11 protein-coding genes and 1 pseudogene are annotated in these 15,283 nt (G+C 28.6%); 11 read left to right on the top strand and 1 reads right to left on the bottom strand.

The window, feature by feature from the left end:
• Nucleotides 1-27: 27 nt before the first annotated feature.
• The 8 genes and pseudogenes from CM54_RS09550 to CM54_RS13145 all read left to right on the top strand — a co-directional run.
• Entirely contained in the window at nt 28-348 is a 321-nt protein-coding gene (locus tag CM54_RS09550) for an ArsR/SmtB family transcription factor (RefSeq protein ID WP_002449352.1), read from the top strand.
• A gap of 87 nt (nt 349-435) precedes the next feature.
• Complete coding sequence (locus CM54_RS09545; RefSeq protein WP_037550786.1) at nt 436-1,320, top strand: permease; 885 nt, start codon at nt 436-438, stop codon at nt 1,318-1,320.
• A gap of 13 nt (nt 1,321-1,333) precedes the next feature.
• Nucleotides 1,334-1,462, top strand: coding sequence for a hypothetical protein (locus CM54_RS13060; RefSeq protein ID WP_002449516.1), 129 nt, complete (start codon nt 1,334-1,336; stop codon nt 1,460-1,462).
• Between the two features lie 274 nt (nt 1,463-1,736).
• On the top strand, nt 1,737-3,293 hold the full coding sequence (locus tag CM54_RS09540) for an RNA-directed DNA polymerase (protein ID WP_037550784.1): 1,557 nt from the start codon (nt 1,737-1,739) through the stop codon (nt 3,291-3,293).
• 43 nt (nt 3,294-3,336) lie between these two features.
• The gene (locus CM54_RS09535) at nt 3,337-4,233 is read left to right on the top strand and encodes a hypothetical protein (RefSeq protein WP_037550782.1); all 897 of its coding nucleotides are present in this window, start codon (nt 3,337-3,339) and stop codon (nt 4,231-4,233) included.
• A 210-nt stretch (nt 4,234-4,443) separates the two neighbouring features.
• Nucleotides 4,444-6,000, top strand: a complete 1,557-nt coding sequence (locus CM54_RS09530) for a type I restriction-modification system subunit M (RefSeq protein ID WP_037550780.1) — start codon at nt 4,444-4,446, stop codon at nt 5,998-6,000.
• Entirely contained in the window at nt 5,993-6,448 is a 456-nt protein-coding gene (locus CM54_RS12955) for a hypothetical protein (RefSeq protein WP_051600356.1), read from the top strand. Before CM54_RS09530 ends, CM54_RS12955 begins: the two co-directional genes overlap by 8 nt.
• Before the next feature lie 40 nt (nt 6,449-6,488).
• Nucleotides 6,489-7,202, top strand: a pseudogene (locus CM54_RS13145) (restriction endonuclease subunit S); the annotation flags it as partial.
• Nucleotides 7,203-7,435: 233 nt separating this feature from the next.
• Here CM54_RS13145 and CM54_RS09520 read toward each other — a convergent pair.
• A complete protein-coding gene (locus tag CM54_RS09520) occupies nt 7,436-8,248 on the bottom strand; it encodes a DUF6994 family protein (protein ID WP_037550779.1) in 813 nt (270 codons plus the stop codon).
• Nucleotides 8,249-8,502: 254 nt separating this feature from the next.
• Here CM54_RS09520 and CM54_RS09515 point away from each other — a divergent pair, with 254 nt between their 5' ends.
• From CM54_RS09515 to CM54_RS09505, 3 genes are all read left to right on the top strand, one after another.
• Nucleotides 8,503-10,509, top strand: a complete 2,007-nt coding sequence (locus tag CM54_RS09515) for an MrcB family domain-containing protein (RefSeq protein WP_037550777.1) — start codon at nt 8,503-8,505, stop codon at nt 10,507-10,509.
• Nucleotides 10,496-11,827, top strand: coding sequence for a 5-methylcytosine restriction system specificity protein McrC (locus CM54_RS09510; protein ID WP_037550775.1), 1,332 nt, complete (start codon nt 10,496-10,498; stop codon nt 11,825-11,827). Before CM54_RS09515 ends, CM54_RS09510 begins: the two co-directional genes overlap by 14 nt.
• 220 nt (nt 11,828-12,047) lie before the next feature.
• Nucleotides 12,048-15,200 (top strand): DEAD/DEAH box helicase, encoded by a 3,153-nt coding sequence (locus CM54_RS09505; protein ID WP_037550773.1) that lies wholly within the window; start codon nt 12,048-12,050, stop codon nt 15,198-15,200.
• Nucleotides 15,201-15,283: the final 83 nt, after the last annotated feature.

Raw genomic sequence — 15,283 nt, 5'->3', positions numbered from 1 at the left:
GAAATATTATAAAAAGGATGGTCTTTTATGGAAGTTATTAAAGCAAAGACTGATATGAGTGAAGATCAACAATTTGACTTTTATGAAAATATGTTTAATGCACTTGCCGATAAAATCAGATTAAAAATACTAAATCAAATTAGCCAAAGCTTCAATAAATCATTATGTGTATGTGATTTAGAAGAGTTATTAGATATAAAACAATCTAAACTTTCTTATCATTTAAAAAAATTAGTAGATGCAAATGTTCTTATTGCTGAAAAGCATGGCACATGGAATTATTATAAAATTAATGAGCAGCAAATACAGGTTGTTTTAAATGAAGATACTTGTTGTAAGATACTTTAAGTATCTTTTTTAATATAGTATTAATCAATTTTTTTTGATTAATACATCAAGAAATATTGATTAATTAAATTTGGAGGCATTATACTCATGTTAGATTCAATTATGGAATTTATAAAAACATTTGTGATGTTGTTTTTTGAACTATTCATACTATTTATCATCGTGAGCTTTATCGTAAGTATCATCCAGCAGATAGTTTCAGAAGAAAAAATAAAATACTTTTTAAGTAAACCTAATCAAGCTATTAATTATATTTTGGGAATGGCTTTTGGTGCGATGACACCATTTTGTTCTTGTTCTACAATTCCTATACTTGCAGGTTTATTAAATTCTAAAGTTCCATTTGGCCCTGCAATGAGTTTTTTAATTGCGTCACCTTTAATGAATCCATTAATGATATTTATGTTATGGGCCTTATTAGGTTGGAAAGTTGCTGTTGTTTATTTTATTGTACTAGCAATCTTTAGTGTCTTAACGGGTCTAGTATTTTCAAAAATGAATTTATCTAAAAGTTATAAAGGTGTAAATGTTAAAGGCGATGGGTTTTTCGCTAATAAAAATGGATCTCGTTTTAAACAAGCATTAAATGATGCTTGGGCATTCTTATATCCTATGCTTCCTTACTTATTTATCGGTGTATTTATTGGTGCTTTTATATATGGCTTTGTACCCGAAACATTTATTACTAAATATGCGAGTGGAGGTGGCATTATATCCGTATTTATTGCTTCTATTATAGGTATTCCTATGTATATTAGACCTGAAACAATGTTACCTATAGCTGAAGCATTAGCTTCAAAAGGAATGTGGCTTGGGACAGTTGTTGCTTTGATCATTGGTGGTGCTGGTGCAAGTATTCCAGAAGTTGTATTATTATCGAAATTATTCAAGAAAAAATTTGTAATCTCATTCGTTATCGCCATTTTAGTTGTAGCTATTTCTACAGGTTTGATAGTGAACATCGTTATTTAAAGGAGGTGAGATAATGGGAGTCAAAGACGTATTAAAAAAATTAAAACCTCAGGAACAATCTTGTTGTTCTGTAGAAATTGAAGAAAAAAAAGAGAAAAATGAAAAAGAGCAACAGGATAATAATTGTTGTTGTAACAATTAATTTAGAAGTCTGTAAAATATATGTTTCTAATAAATGAACGACAAATTCCAATGTAATAGTATGGAATTTGTCGTTCTTTCGTTTCAATTAAGGAAAATGATGTTGTTTATTTAATATTCTTTAAGACTTATAACAAAAAGACGTTAATTAAAAACCGCATCATTAACCGATACGCAGAAGCGTACCATAAATAACAGTTTTTTAGTAGCTTTACAAAGTGAATTTAAACACCCCATAACACATGGGAGTTTTAATAATAAAAATGGAGTTAAATATGAATAACAAATTAAAATTTATAACTGAGATGTCCCATACTGAAGCTAAACAATTTTTATTAAAAACAGAAAGTTATTGTAATATTGAATTACCTAAGTATTTTGATTTTAGCAAAGTTCTTAACGAAATAGATATATTTATTGAAGATTTACTTGCCCGAAAATCTACTGTAAATAAAGATATAAATCAAAAATTATTAAAACAATCGGATTCAGTAAATTGTAAAATTTATGCCAATAAAGATAGTAAATTTGATTGGAGACCGTTAGAAATTATAAACCCGTATCTGTATGTATACTTAGTAAAATGCATTACGGAGGAAAATAATTGGAAGGAACTAATAAAAGCTTTAAATAATAATAAAAGTGAGAACATTATTGTAGCTAGTATACCAATGGAAGCTTTAAGTAGACAAAAAGATCAAGAGGAACAAATTATAAACTGGTGGGATAAAGTTGAACAGAAATCTATTGAATTAGCTTTGAAATATAATTATGTATTGTTATTAGATATAAGTAATTGCTATGGTTCCATATATACTCATTCAATTTCATGGGCAATTCATGGTAAAGAAACGGCCAAAAAAAATCAATCTGGATTAAATTTACTAGGCAATAAAATAGATAAATACATAAGATACATGCAATGTAACCAAACTAATGGTATTCCTCAAGGGAGCATATTGATGGATTTTATTGCAGAAATAGTTTTGTCTTATGTTGATAAATTACTACATGAAAAAATAAGTATTAAAGATGAATTAAATAGTGAATTTACAATAATTAGATATAGAGATGATTATCGTATATTTTCTAATTCTAAAGAAGATATTAATAAAATCGCTAAATTATTGAACGACACTCTAATGAGTCTTAATTTCAAACTTAATTCTAAAAAAACTATGTATTCTGACGATGTAGTATTAACATCCATTAAAAATGATAAGATAGCTTATCAAAGTTTATTGCCTACATTGTATGTAAAAGATTCATATGGAAAAAAGCACTTTCAACTTAATTTACAAAAACATCTTTTTCAAATTTTAGTATTTAGCAAAGAGTTCCCTAATTCGGGTAGTGTTGTAAGAATGTTGAGTGAATTTAATATATTGAGAACAAAATACATGAAGAAAAGTTTAGAACTTAATGATCAAAATAATTATATACAATGTATAAGTATTATTACTGAAATTATGATTAATAATACAAGATGTGTTCCGTTATGTATTTCAATAATTAGTAAATTCATAGTTTTGTTGAGTAAAGAAAAGAAAAATGAAGTAATAAATCAAATAAAATCAAAGATAAATGCATTACCTAATACAGATATGATTGATATTTGGTTACAGAGGTTAGTTTTAAGTGATAATCAAACTTCTCATTTTGATACAACTATTTGTAGGCTTGTAAATGGAGAAACAGATACTATTTTTGATACAAATTGGATAAAAACAAAAAAATATAAAATTTCAGATGTTAATGTTTTAAATCAAGAAGAGATAGAAAGTATTTCTACTACTATAAATAATGAAGAAGTAGCACTATTTAATTATTAGTACGAATAAGTCATAAGTAAATAGTTCAAGGAGAGGGAGACATATGTTTTTAAATAGTCTTATAATATTATTTTTAATCATTGTTGTGATTGTTAATGTAGTCAGAATCAAAAATAAGTCTTATATCCAATTTTCAAAGTATTGGAAAAACCTAAAAAAGTATATAAAAGAGCTATTTAAGAATAATATATTTGATGTTGAGATCAAAACTGAGGTTTTAATAATAAATTCAAAGAAAAAACTAGGGTTTTTTATATGCTTAGTTTTAATCTTAGTTTTATATGACTTTAAAATAAATTATATTTTAAAGTTTGCTTTTATAGAGTTTATTATATTTTTTATTTCATTAAATATTTTAAATTTTGTAATAAAGCAATCGCAGTTTTTTAAACTTTTTTTTGGACAATTTTATGTTCCGCTTATAGGTACCTATTTAGCGATTGAATTTTTAATATTAGAGTTGAATCATAGAAATGTTAGTTTCCAGACTTTTTATATTTTTATGACTTTATTAGTTTTATCTTTATATATATCTATTTCAGTTTATTATAGTGTTGATAATGAAAAAATTAAGTTAATCCATTTGGTTTTCTGTTATTTAAATATTATTTTAGTATGTTTAATTATGTTTAGTTACATTGGATACGGATTTATGATTTACGATATTAAAGAGTTAAATTTAGGAACAAATGAAGGTTCTTTAAATGTTAAAGGTCCAGAAAACATAATTAGTCAGATAGCTGTCTTAATTTCTTATGGGGTGGATCATTTATCTCAAGGTAGTGGAATTGAAATAAAAAAATCTAATCATTTAAGATCAATTAATTCTAACAAAATAATTTTTAGTTTAGTAAGTAAAGTATTTGTTTCAACTTATATAGCTTTAGTATTAACCTTTTTAGGTAATACTTTATTTAAAGAAAATGAACGTGGAGGTTAATTATAAGTATTAAAAAGATGGTGTAGCTAAGTATTTAAGTTATTTAATAGATAAATTTATAAAATGTAATCAAAAATATTGGTTGTATAAGGTTAAGTGGATGTTCCCACTTAACTTATTTTATTTTGTGCTATAAAATTATAAATAAAAGACAAAATAGGTGGACAGCTATTTATTTATAGATTTTGTACTAAATGGAGGGAATGTACATTGACTACATCAGAGAAGCAACGTCAACAACAAGCAGAACTACAAAAGAAATTATGGTCCATTGCGAATGACTTACGTGGGAATATGGACGCCAATGAATTTAAAAATTACATACTCGGACTCATCTTCTATCGTTTCTTGAGTGAGAAGGTTGAAGAGACATCCGCAAGACTTCTTTCAGAAGATAATATTTCATATACAGAAGCAATGAATAACGAGGATTACCGTCCTATCGTTGAGAAAGAACTCATTCAACGTATTGGTTTCGTTATTGAACCGGAAAATTTATTTAGTAATTTAAAAGCTAAAATTGAAAACCAGACATTTGAAATTGAAGATTTAAGCAATGCGATTAAAAATGTTGAAAACTCTACACGTGGTCATGAAAGTGAAGATGACTTCATCCATTTATTCGATGACATGGATTTAAACTCCAGTCGTTTAGGTAATACCAATGCAGCACGTACGAAATTAATTGGGAAAGTCATGATGAATATTTCTACATTACCATTCGTCCATAGTGATTTAGAAATCGATATGTTAGGCGACGCGTATGAATACTTAATCGGTCAATTCGCAGCTAGTGCGGGTAAAAAGGCCGGTGAATTCTATACACCTCAACAAGTATCAACGATACTTGCGAAGATCGTCACAGATGGTAAAGAAGATTTAAGAAGTGTATATGACCCTACATGTGGTTCTGGATCATTACTCTTACGTGTGGGTCGAGAAGCTAAAGTACGTAACTATTATGGCCAAGAATACAATAGTACAACTTATAACTTAGCTCGTATGAACATGTTACTTCACGATGTGAACTTTAAAGCCTTCCAAATTGAAAATGGTGATACCTTAGAAGATCCAGCACATCGAGGCGAACAATTTGATGCGGTAGTCGCAAACCCACCATACAGTGCGAAGTGGAGTGCGGAACCTTCATTCTTGGATGATGAACGATTCAGTGATTACGGTAAACTTGCGCCTAAATCTAAAGCAGACTTTGCATTTATTCAACATATGATTTATCACTTAGATGATGAGGGAACAATGGCTGTTGTTCTTCCACATGGTGTTCTATTCTGTGGTGCAGCCGAAGGCACTATTCGTAAATATTTAATTGAGGAGAAGAACTACTTAGACGCCGTGATAGGTCTACCTGCCAATTTATTCTTTGGTACAAGTATTCCAACGTGTGTCCTAGTCTTTAAGAAGTGTCGTAAAGCAGATGATGACGTAGTATTTATCGATGCGTCTCAATCATTTGAAAAAGGTAAAAACCAAAACCATTTAACAGATGAAGATGTAGAAAAAATTGTCGAAACATACAGCAAAAGGGAGACAATAGATAAATACAGTTACGTCGCAAGTTTAGATGAAATTAAAGAAAATGATTACAATCTTAATATTCCTAGATATGTAGATACATTTGAAGAAGAAGAGCCGATTGACTTAGACCAAGTCCAACGACAACTCAAAGACATCGACAAAGAAATCGCTAACGTAGAATCAGAAATCAACGAATATCTTAAAGAACTAGGAGTGTCGGATAATGACTGAACAAAATACTCCAGAACTCAGATTTCCAGAGTTTAAAGAAGAATGGGTAAAAACAAAATTAGATAAACTACTTTCTTTTAGTAATGGTATTAATGCAAGTAAAGAGCAATACGGTTCGGGGAAAAAATTTATAAATGTTTTAGATGTACTAAATAATAATTTCATAACTTACGATAAAATTATAGGAAAAGTTAATGTTTCAGAAGAGATTCAAAGTAGAAACAAAGTTGAATATGGAGATATTCTATTTCTAAGAAGTTCTGAAACACGAGAAGATGTGGGAATTGCAAATGTCTATTTAGACAAAGAGTTTGCGCTATATGGTGGTTTCATTATAAGAGGGAAAAAAATAAATGATTACTCCCCGTTATTTTTAAAAAATACATTAAGCAATCCAAAAACAAGGCATACTATAGGGTCTAACGCTGGGGGGGAGTACACGTTTTAATGTCAGCCAAGATATATTAAAGAAAATAGCAGTATATTTACCTAAAGTAGAAGAGCAGGAAAAAATAGATGATTTATGTAGCAAACTCGACCGCCAGATTGAGTTAGAAGAAGAGAAACTTGAACTACTTGAGCAGCAGAAGAAAGGATATATACAAAAGATTTTCTCACAGGAATTAAGATTTAAAGATGAAAACAATAATAGCTATCCAGATTGGAAAATTGAAAAGTTAGAAGAGATATCAGAATTTCAAAATGGTAAAGCACATGAAAATTTTGTATCAAACACTGGAAGGTTTATATTGGTAAACTCAAAATTTATTTCTACAGAATCAAAAGTAAAAAAATATGTAGATAAACAACTAACACCTTTAGAGATAAATGATATAGCTATAGTAATGAGCGATGTTCCAAAAGGTAAAGCTTTAGCTAAATGTTATTTAATAGAGAATGATAATACCTATACACTTAATCAAAGAATTGGTCGTATTTTTAACATTGAGGGAAATTCAAGATTTCTATTGACACAAATAAATAGAAATAAACAATTATTAAAATATGATAGTGGCGTCGGTCAAACTAACCTCAAAAAATCAGAAATCATTGACATCAAAATTTATTGGCCTAATAAAAAGGAACAAGACAAAATTGGAGATTTCTTTTTAAACTTAGATTCAATAATTGAAAAACAGTCTTCAAAGGTTGAATTATTAAAACATCGTAAGCAAGGTTTATTACAGAAAATGTTTGTGTAATTCTGATAAAGTCCTATTATGTTAACTTAAAAAGAAATTAAATTATAGAGAAGAGTTTTATTTTTCCAATATAAAGGGATAAATTTAAAGCATCAGAATTTAGTTTTTTAGAATGAGAAAGAGAGAAAATAGACGAGATCTTAGATGAATTAATTAATAATAAATATTAGTAAATAATCACAAAAAACTAAAAGGCATCCTTTATCGCAAAGTGAAGGATGCTTTTTCCTTTTTTATACATAATAATCATACATCAAGTCTGAATGGACATAAGATAATTCTTCGCCACATTCTTTAATATACTGAAGTATATTCGTAATGTAATTTTTATCAATTTCAATTTTTTGTGGAATGTCTTTTAAACAATGTGAAAAATCACATTTATAGGGTATAGATAAGTCAATAACTTCATATTCTAATGTGTTGGGATTTTTATATACGAAGTAGTTTAATCTCATATTATCTATAAATTGATTGAATGAGCCAAACGACGTTAGCCATTTTCGAGTTGCTTCTTGATCGTAAGCTTTTTGTAACTTTAGATTAGTTTCGTTATCGTAAAATGATTTTATATCAAATAGCGTGTAATCAAGCCTATCTTTTAATAAAGTACCCCTAAGTTGATTGAGTGAATTTCTCTGAACTGGAAAGGCAAAATGCCCCATTCTATTACCTCTAATAAGTTCAAAATCTTCTAACCATTGTTTGTCACCATTTCTATAATGAAAAAGTGGTTTCCATCCAATAATTGCATCTAAACTACATTTTTGATGATTAATACTAAGATAGTATGGCTTAGCAATGTATTGTGGCTCTTGTAATTCATTATAAAAATCCTGCATTTCAGCTACGAGAGCTTTATCGACACCATCAGGATCCACATATATAGATTCAATTAGGGATTTAAGTTTGCGTAATGAATTATCTTTTTTTAATTTATTGTTTTCCTGATAATACGCTGCGTCTACTTTTACGATTTTCCAAAAGTTACTTTCATATAATGATTTAATTAAATAAATATCATTTTGATAAACGTATTGCTTCATTAATTTAACCTCTACTCTTAAAATTTAAATGTATAGAGTATATTATTTTATCAGTTTAACATTTTAAGCTCTATTCACTGATTAAAATTTTTGTCATTTTTTCTTTTATTAGTGATTTCTTTAATTATTTTCGGTTGTAGGATGATTAAATTAGTAAATATGATAATAAATATAGTATAAGGGCAGTGAATTTTTAATGTAATTTGCATTATAATATTAATATAATTTTTATCTTAAGAATTGGGGTAATTTAAATGTCTTTGTCAAATTTGATTAAAAAAATAAGTCATACATATTTTAAAGAAAAGGCAACCGGTAAATTTAAAGACGCACCGGTTGGAGACTTAGTACGGGAAGACATGGTTGCGGAACTAAGTAATATAGAAGAACTAAAAAACTATAAAATTAAAGGCAGTATTGGGAATGGTCAATTTGCTGCTATACCTTGGGTTGCTATTATGGATAAAGACGTAACAACAACTACTTCTAAAGGTATGTATATTGTTTTTTTATTTAGTAGTGATGAAAAAGAAGTTTATCTAACTTTAAATCAGGGTGCCAAATACTTAAAGGATAAAAAGTTAAAAGATCATGACATAGTAAAAATATCAAAGTTAATTTATGAAAGCTTAGACTCTCCAGAAAGTGAACCTATAGATATTAATTTAAAATCTGAAACGTCGTTAGGTAGGGCTTATGAAAAAACTGCGATTAGTGGATTTAAATACTACAGTGATGATATGCCTGATACATCAATAATAGTTAGTGACATTATTAAACTATTGAATGATTATGAACAATTAGTGAGGACATTCAAAGAAAAGGGACAAAATATTGACCAATTTTATCAATATATACTAAATCCTAAAGTAAGCAAATATCAACTTTTCAAAAACTTATTCAGAAATTTTGTAGAACAAAGTCAAATTAATATTACGAGTAACGATAAAAGTACTGAAATCAAACATGAAGGTCTTGAAGATATAGAAGTTACAAAAATTAAAGATTATAACTCCATAAATATGAATGGTGTTGATTTTCATGTCCATTTATTTAATAGCGGACAATATGGGAGAAAAAATGGGAACGGAAGCGGTAAAATTCCATATATATGTTATAAAACTTCTAACTCAAGATGGGTAAATATTAGAACAACATTTGAAAATTACAAAATGACTGTTGCTAGAGTGACATTATGGGACGAAATTAACCGAAAAGAACAAGAAACAGACCATATTTATAATATAGAAAAAATGGATTTATTTTCTGATAATCCACCTAATGAATATTTCAAACAATTTTATAATGATTATATGAACTATAAAAACGAGGGGAGTCTTATGATAGATAGTGGGATTGTGAAAGACATAACTAAGAAATTGATTAAGTCAAAAAATATTATATTAAGAGGGGCACCTGGTACGGGTAAGAGCTATTTAGCTAAAGCAGTAGCTTCCCAAATTATTGGAATATCTGATGAACAGCTAGATTCCTCTGAACAATTTGAATTTGTACAGTTCCACCCAAATTATGATTATACTGATTTTGTTCAAGGTATAAGACCTATTATAGATGAAAATGGAAACATGGGTTTTAAACTAAAATCTGGAATATTCAAAACATTTTGTGAGAAGGCGATACAAGCACAAAACAATATTTTTTCTGATGAACTAGTAGAAAACCATGAAAATGATAAGAAGTATGTATTTGTAATTGATGAAATTAATAGAGGAGAAATTTCAAAGATATTTGGAGAGTTATTCTTTTCAATTGACCCTAGTTATAGAGGGATTACTGGAGCAGTAAAAACTCAATATTCAAATATGGAATCTGAAAGTGATAAATTTTATATTCCTGAGAATGTCTATATCATAGGCACCATGAATGATATTGACCGTTCCGTGGATACATTTGACTTTGCTATGAGACGTAGATTTAGATTCATTGAAATTAAAGCAAATGAAAATATTGAAATGTTGGAGTCACTAGGAGATAAAAAAGAGGAAGCTACTATTAAAATGATTAGCCTCAATAATGCAATTTCGCAAGTAGAAGAATTGGATAGTAATTATCATATAGGTGCAGCTTATTTTCTAAAATTAAAAGATATGAGTTTTGAAGAACTATGGGAAGACTATTTAGAGCCACTATTATCTGATTATGTAAGAGGCTTGTTTAGTGAAGAAGAGATTATGGAATCGTTTAAAACGGCTTATACTAATCCAAATTTAGAATTAGGTTCAGAAGATGAATCTGATTAAAATTAAAGATAATTCTTCCAGAAACTCTAATGAATTTAGCGAGATTCCTAACATAATTTCTTCGGTATTAGATAAAAGTGTCTCAGAACTTGAGAAGACAGGTATATTTGTCTTTCCTAATAATTTAAAAGAACAAGAAGGGATAACTGAAGAACAAACAATCCTAAATAAAGTGGGGCAAAATTATCGTTCTAGCAACATTATGGGATTCCTTGGCTACAATCAAGAGAATTTGATCATTGAGTCACGTTTTTCAGAAGGACAAAATGATTATTTTTTTCAATATTTAATAGAAAATGTCTTAAAAATTCCATATGTAATTGATCTAAATACAATAATTGATAGAGATGAAAAAGTAATTGATCTTTTTATATTTATATTTCCTTATTATTTAAAGAAAGCTATGCGAAAAGGGTTGTATAAAGAATATACAAGAAATGAGTACAATAATCATAATGTAAAAGGAACTATAGATATTCAAAGACATATTAAAAATAATACACCATTCATAGGTAAAATAGCTTATTCTCAGAGAGAGTTTTCATATGATAATTATATTCTTCAGTTAATTAGACATACGATAGAATTTATTAAGAAGAAAAAAGAAGGCGTCAATGTATTAAGCAATGTTAGGAATGAAGTAAGAGAAATTTGTGAAGTCACTACTAGTTATAATTATTTAGATAGAAATAAAGTATTAATGTTTAACAATAAACAGCCTATCAGACATGCATATTATAAAGAGTATAGAGAATTACAAAAACTTTGTTTAACAATTTTACAACAACATAAGCATTACATAGGTAGTAACACTGAGAAAATTCATGGAATCATATTTGACGGTGCATGGTTATGGGAAGAATATATTGACACTTTAATTCATGAAGATTTTTACCATCCTAAAAATAAAGGTGGTAGTGGAGCTCAAAGATTATTTAGTACACAAATGAGTGCCAAAATAGGATTGGTTTATCCAGATTTTATTGGGCGTAATCAAAAATATAGAATAATAGGAGACGCTAAATATAAACCAATCCAAAATATAGGGAATAGAGATTATTTGCAAGTTTTAGCTTATATGTTTAGATTTGATGCTAAAACAGGTTATTATTTCTTTCCAAATCAAACTGGAAAAAATAATGAAGTATTATTTTTAAATCAAGGAATAACATATGAAAAAAATGTGCAAATGCGTGAAGATATAAAAATTATTAAAGTTGGACTCACAATCCCTAAAGAAACGTTAGATTATAGAGAGTTTGCCGAGAAAATGAAAATATCAGAACAAGAATTTTTAGAGAAAATAAAGTTTATATAAAAAGTGAATTGCTATAATTTTATAACAACTGAATAAATAGATTAAGGACTATTGAAAGAGCGACTCATAAGCATTTCAATAGTCCTTTTAAGTTAAAATAGTATTTACAACTCTGTATTAAAAGAAATTATAGTATTTTTAGTAGATCCTCTTATATATATAATTTATTTGTTAGAATAAGCATAAGTATAAAATAATAATATCTAAGGGTGGGATAATTTTGGGACAGTTAGTTAATGATACGTTATCAGCATGGTTGTTGATTGAGTCTTTAAATCCTGGGGAAGTGAGCTATACCACAGATGATTTACTTTCGCAGAAACATTTTAAGAATAATGTTCAACAAGTCCAACTACATAGTTTTGATGAGTACTATGATATATGGAATGATGAAAGATTTATTATTTCAGATGAAATGAACATACAAGGAGACCGCGTATATAAATTTTATAGAAACTGTTTTCGATATAACCAAATAAATCTGAAAATTCAAGATATTTTTACCAGTCATTCTGAAATTTTCAATCCCAATGCTACACATTGCTATGGTTATACATTTAATACTGATGAGAATGGAAACGTAATATTAGATTCTATACACGTTCCAATGATTATGAGTGCTTTGAAAGAAATTGAACAAGATAAAAGTGCTGATATTGAAACAAAATTTAATGACTCTTTGGAAAAGTTTTTACAAAAAGTGAGAGAAATTTTAGCTGATCAACCAATAAATGCGCAAAAGTTAGAAAAAATGGATCGTGTATATGACAAATATTTTTCAGTTTTAAAAACAAATGAAGATAGATTATTTCAACACTATGTAGCGATTGAATTTGTAGGAAAAAAGGAACTACCTACACCAGAGTTTAATAGCTTCTTTATCAGTGATATTGAAATGGCCAGAAAATCTCCTAATCAAACATTGATTAAATACATTGAGGGGCTGAAGGATCAACAACGTATTGAAATTGATGAAAATAAAGAACAAATTGAAAAATTCTTGCACCCGTCAAACCTACCTGATGGACGATGGCCTTCACAAACTGAATTTAGATTATCATTGATGCAACAAGTAGCTGTAAATCAAATAACTAATATGGAAGACCCAATTAGTTCGGTAAATGGTCCACCTGGTACAGGTAAGACTACCTTATTAAAGGATATATTTGCTCACTTTGTCGTTGAACGCGCTAAAGCATTAACACAATTAGATAACCCTAAACATGCTTTTGAACCAACTAAAATTCATGAAACCGATGAGAAACCCGTATATTTATTAAAAAATGATATTGCTAAATATAAAATGGTTGTTGCTTCTAGTAATAATGGTGCAGTAGAGAATATTTCTAAAGACTTACCTAAAATAGAAGAAATTATTCGAAATCCGAATGATTGCGCATTTCCTGATTATGAAAGTGATTATGCATCGCTAGTTAGGGAATTAGAAAGCTTTGCAAGTATAGCTAAAGACTTAATTGATGAAAGCGCGTGGGGTCTATTTTCTGGTGTGTTTGGTAAAAGTAAAAATATTAGCGAAGTCATGGAACATTTGTTAAAAACAGACGATAAGTCAGTTGGTTTATCAAAAATGCTACAAAATGAGTTTGAGAATATAGGGTACAACGAACTCATGAAACAATGGAAAAAACAAAAGAAAGCTTTTTTAGATGAATTGGAAGAAGTTAAAACATTAAAAGAGAAGTCGTTTGAAGCATTTGATGTATACAAGAAATTTGAAAAATCTTTATCTGAAGAAAAGGCTTTAAAGGAAAGTGAGAAAAAAGCTCATTCACAACTAGTAATATTAGAAAATGACATTGATAAAATCAAAGAAAATATAAATCAATTCGACAAGCAAATGAATGATAAAGATAGAAAGTTAGAAATTATTAATGAATATCTAGAAATTACACAACAAAAAGGTATTGTTAAAAAACTTAAATCAATATTTAGTTCAGAAACTGATGAACAATCACAACACATTGATGAGAAAAAACGACTATTAGACCAAAAGTTAGATATAGTACAAGCTAAACAAGATAAGGAAAGCGAATTATCAAAAAAGATTAAAGAAAAGGATAAATGTTCCAAACAAATTATCGCACTACAAGAACAACTAAAAGAAAATGATGAGGCTGTTCAACAATTTGATCAGTATCGTATGAATTCTGAAATTGCTATTCCTTCGAAAGATTTTTGGATTGATAAAAATTATGATGAGAGACAAGTTTCTAACTTATGGACAAGTGATGCGTTACAGTATCATCGAGCAATGCTTTTCTTAAGAGCAATGATATTACACAAGTTATTGTTAATTGCTAATTATAAAACAATATATTTTTCATTAAATGATTTTAAAAACCGTCGTAAGTTAATAGATTCTAAACCTGAAGTGGTATATAACGCGTGGAATGTAATGCATTTGATATTCCCAGTTGTAAGTACTACATTTGCAAGTTTTAAATCGATGTACCAAGGCGTACCAAAAGATTTTATTGATTACTTATTTATTGATGAAGCGGGGCAAGCTGTACCACAAGCTGCTGTTGGTGCTTTATATCGCTCTAAGAAAGTAGTTGCAGTAGGTGATCCAATACAAATAGAGCCAGTGGTTACACTTGAAAGTCATTTAATTGATAATATTAGAAAGAGCTATAATATCCCAGAACGCTTATTATCTAAAGAAGCTTCAGTTCAATCTGTAGCTGATAATGCTAATAAATATGGATTTTGGAAAGGTGATAGTACGGATGATGAACAAAAAAGTTGGATAGGTATTCCACTATGGGTTCATAGACGTTGTTTAAATCCAATGTTCACTATCGCAAATCAAATTGCCTATGATAATAAGATGGTTTTACCTAGTAATATTAAAAAAGAAGGTAAAGCAGGCTGGTACCATGTGACAGGTAAAGCTTCTAGCAAACAATATGTTAAAGAACATGGTGAGAAAGTGACTGAATTATTAGCGAATGATTGGAGAGAAGCATTAAAAGAAGGTAAAAATGAGACAAGTTCATTTGTCATATCACCGTTCTCAGCTGTACAAATGCGAGTTAAATCTTTAGTAAAACAAAAGTTACCAGAGATGTTAGATATGGACAAAGAAACGGTTAATAAATGGGCTAATAAGTCTATCGGCACAGTTCACACTTTCCAAGGAAAAGAAGCACAGAAAGTATACTTTGTAGTGGGCACTGATAAAACACAAGAAGGCGCAGTAAATTGGTCTTGTGAAAAACCTAATTTACTTAATGTTGCTGTGACAAGAGCTAAAAAAGAATTTTATGTTATTGGTGATATGCCAAGAATACAATCTAAACCTTTTTATGAAATCATATACAAAGAATTAAATACATTTGAAGAGAGATAATGTATACTACCATATGGTTACGTAAGTTGAATAATAAAGATGTAAAAGAAATTGAATTATCAAAAATTAATAACTAGAGACTT

It is taken from the genome of Staphylococcus sp. TE8 (assembly GCF_000692055.1).
Classification (GTDB): domain Bacteria; phylum Bacillota; class Bacilli; order Staphylococcales; family Staphylococcaceae; genus Staphylococcus; species Staphylococcus capitis.
Note: the sequence above shows the minus strand (reverse complement) of the source record. Positions and strands in the feature narration are given on the sequence as shown.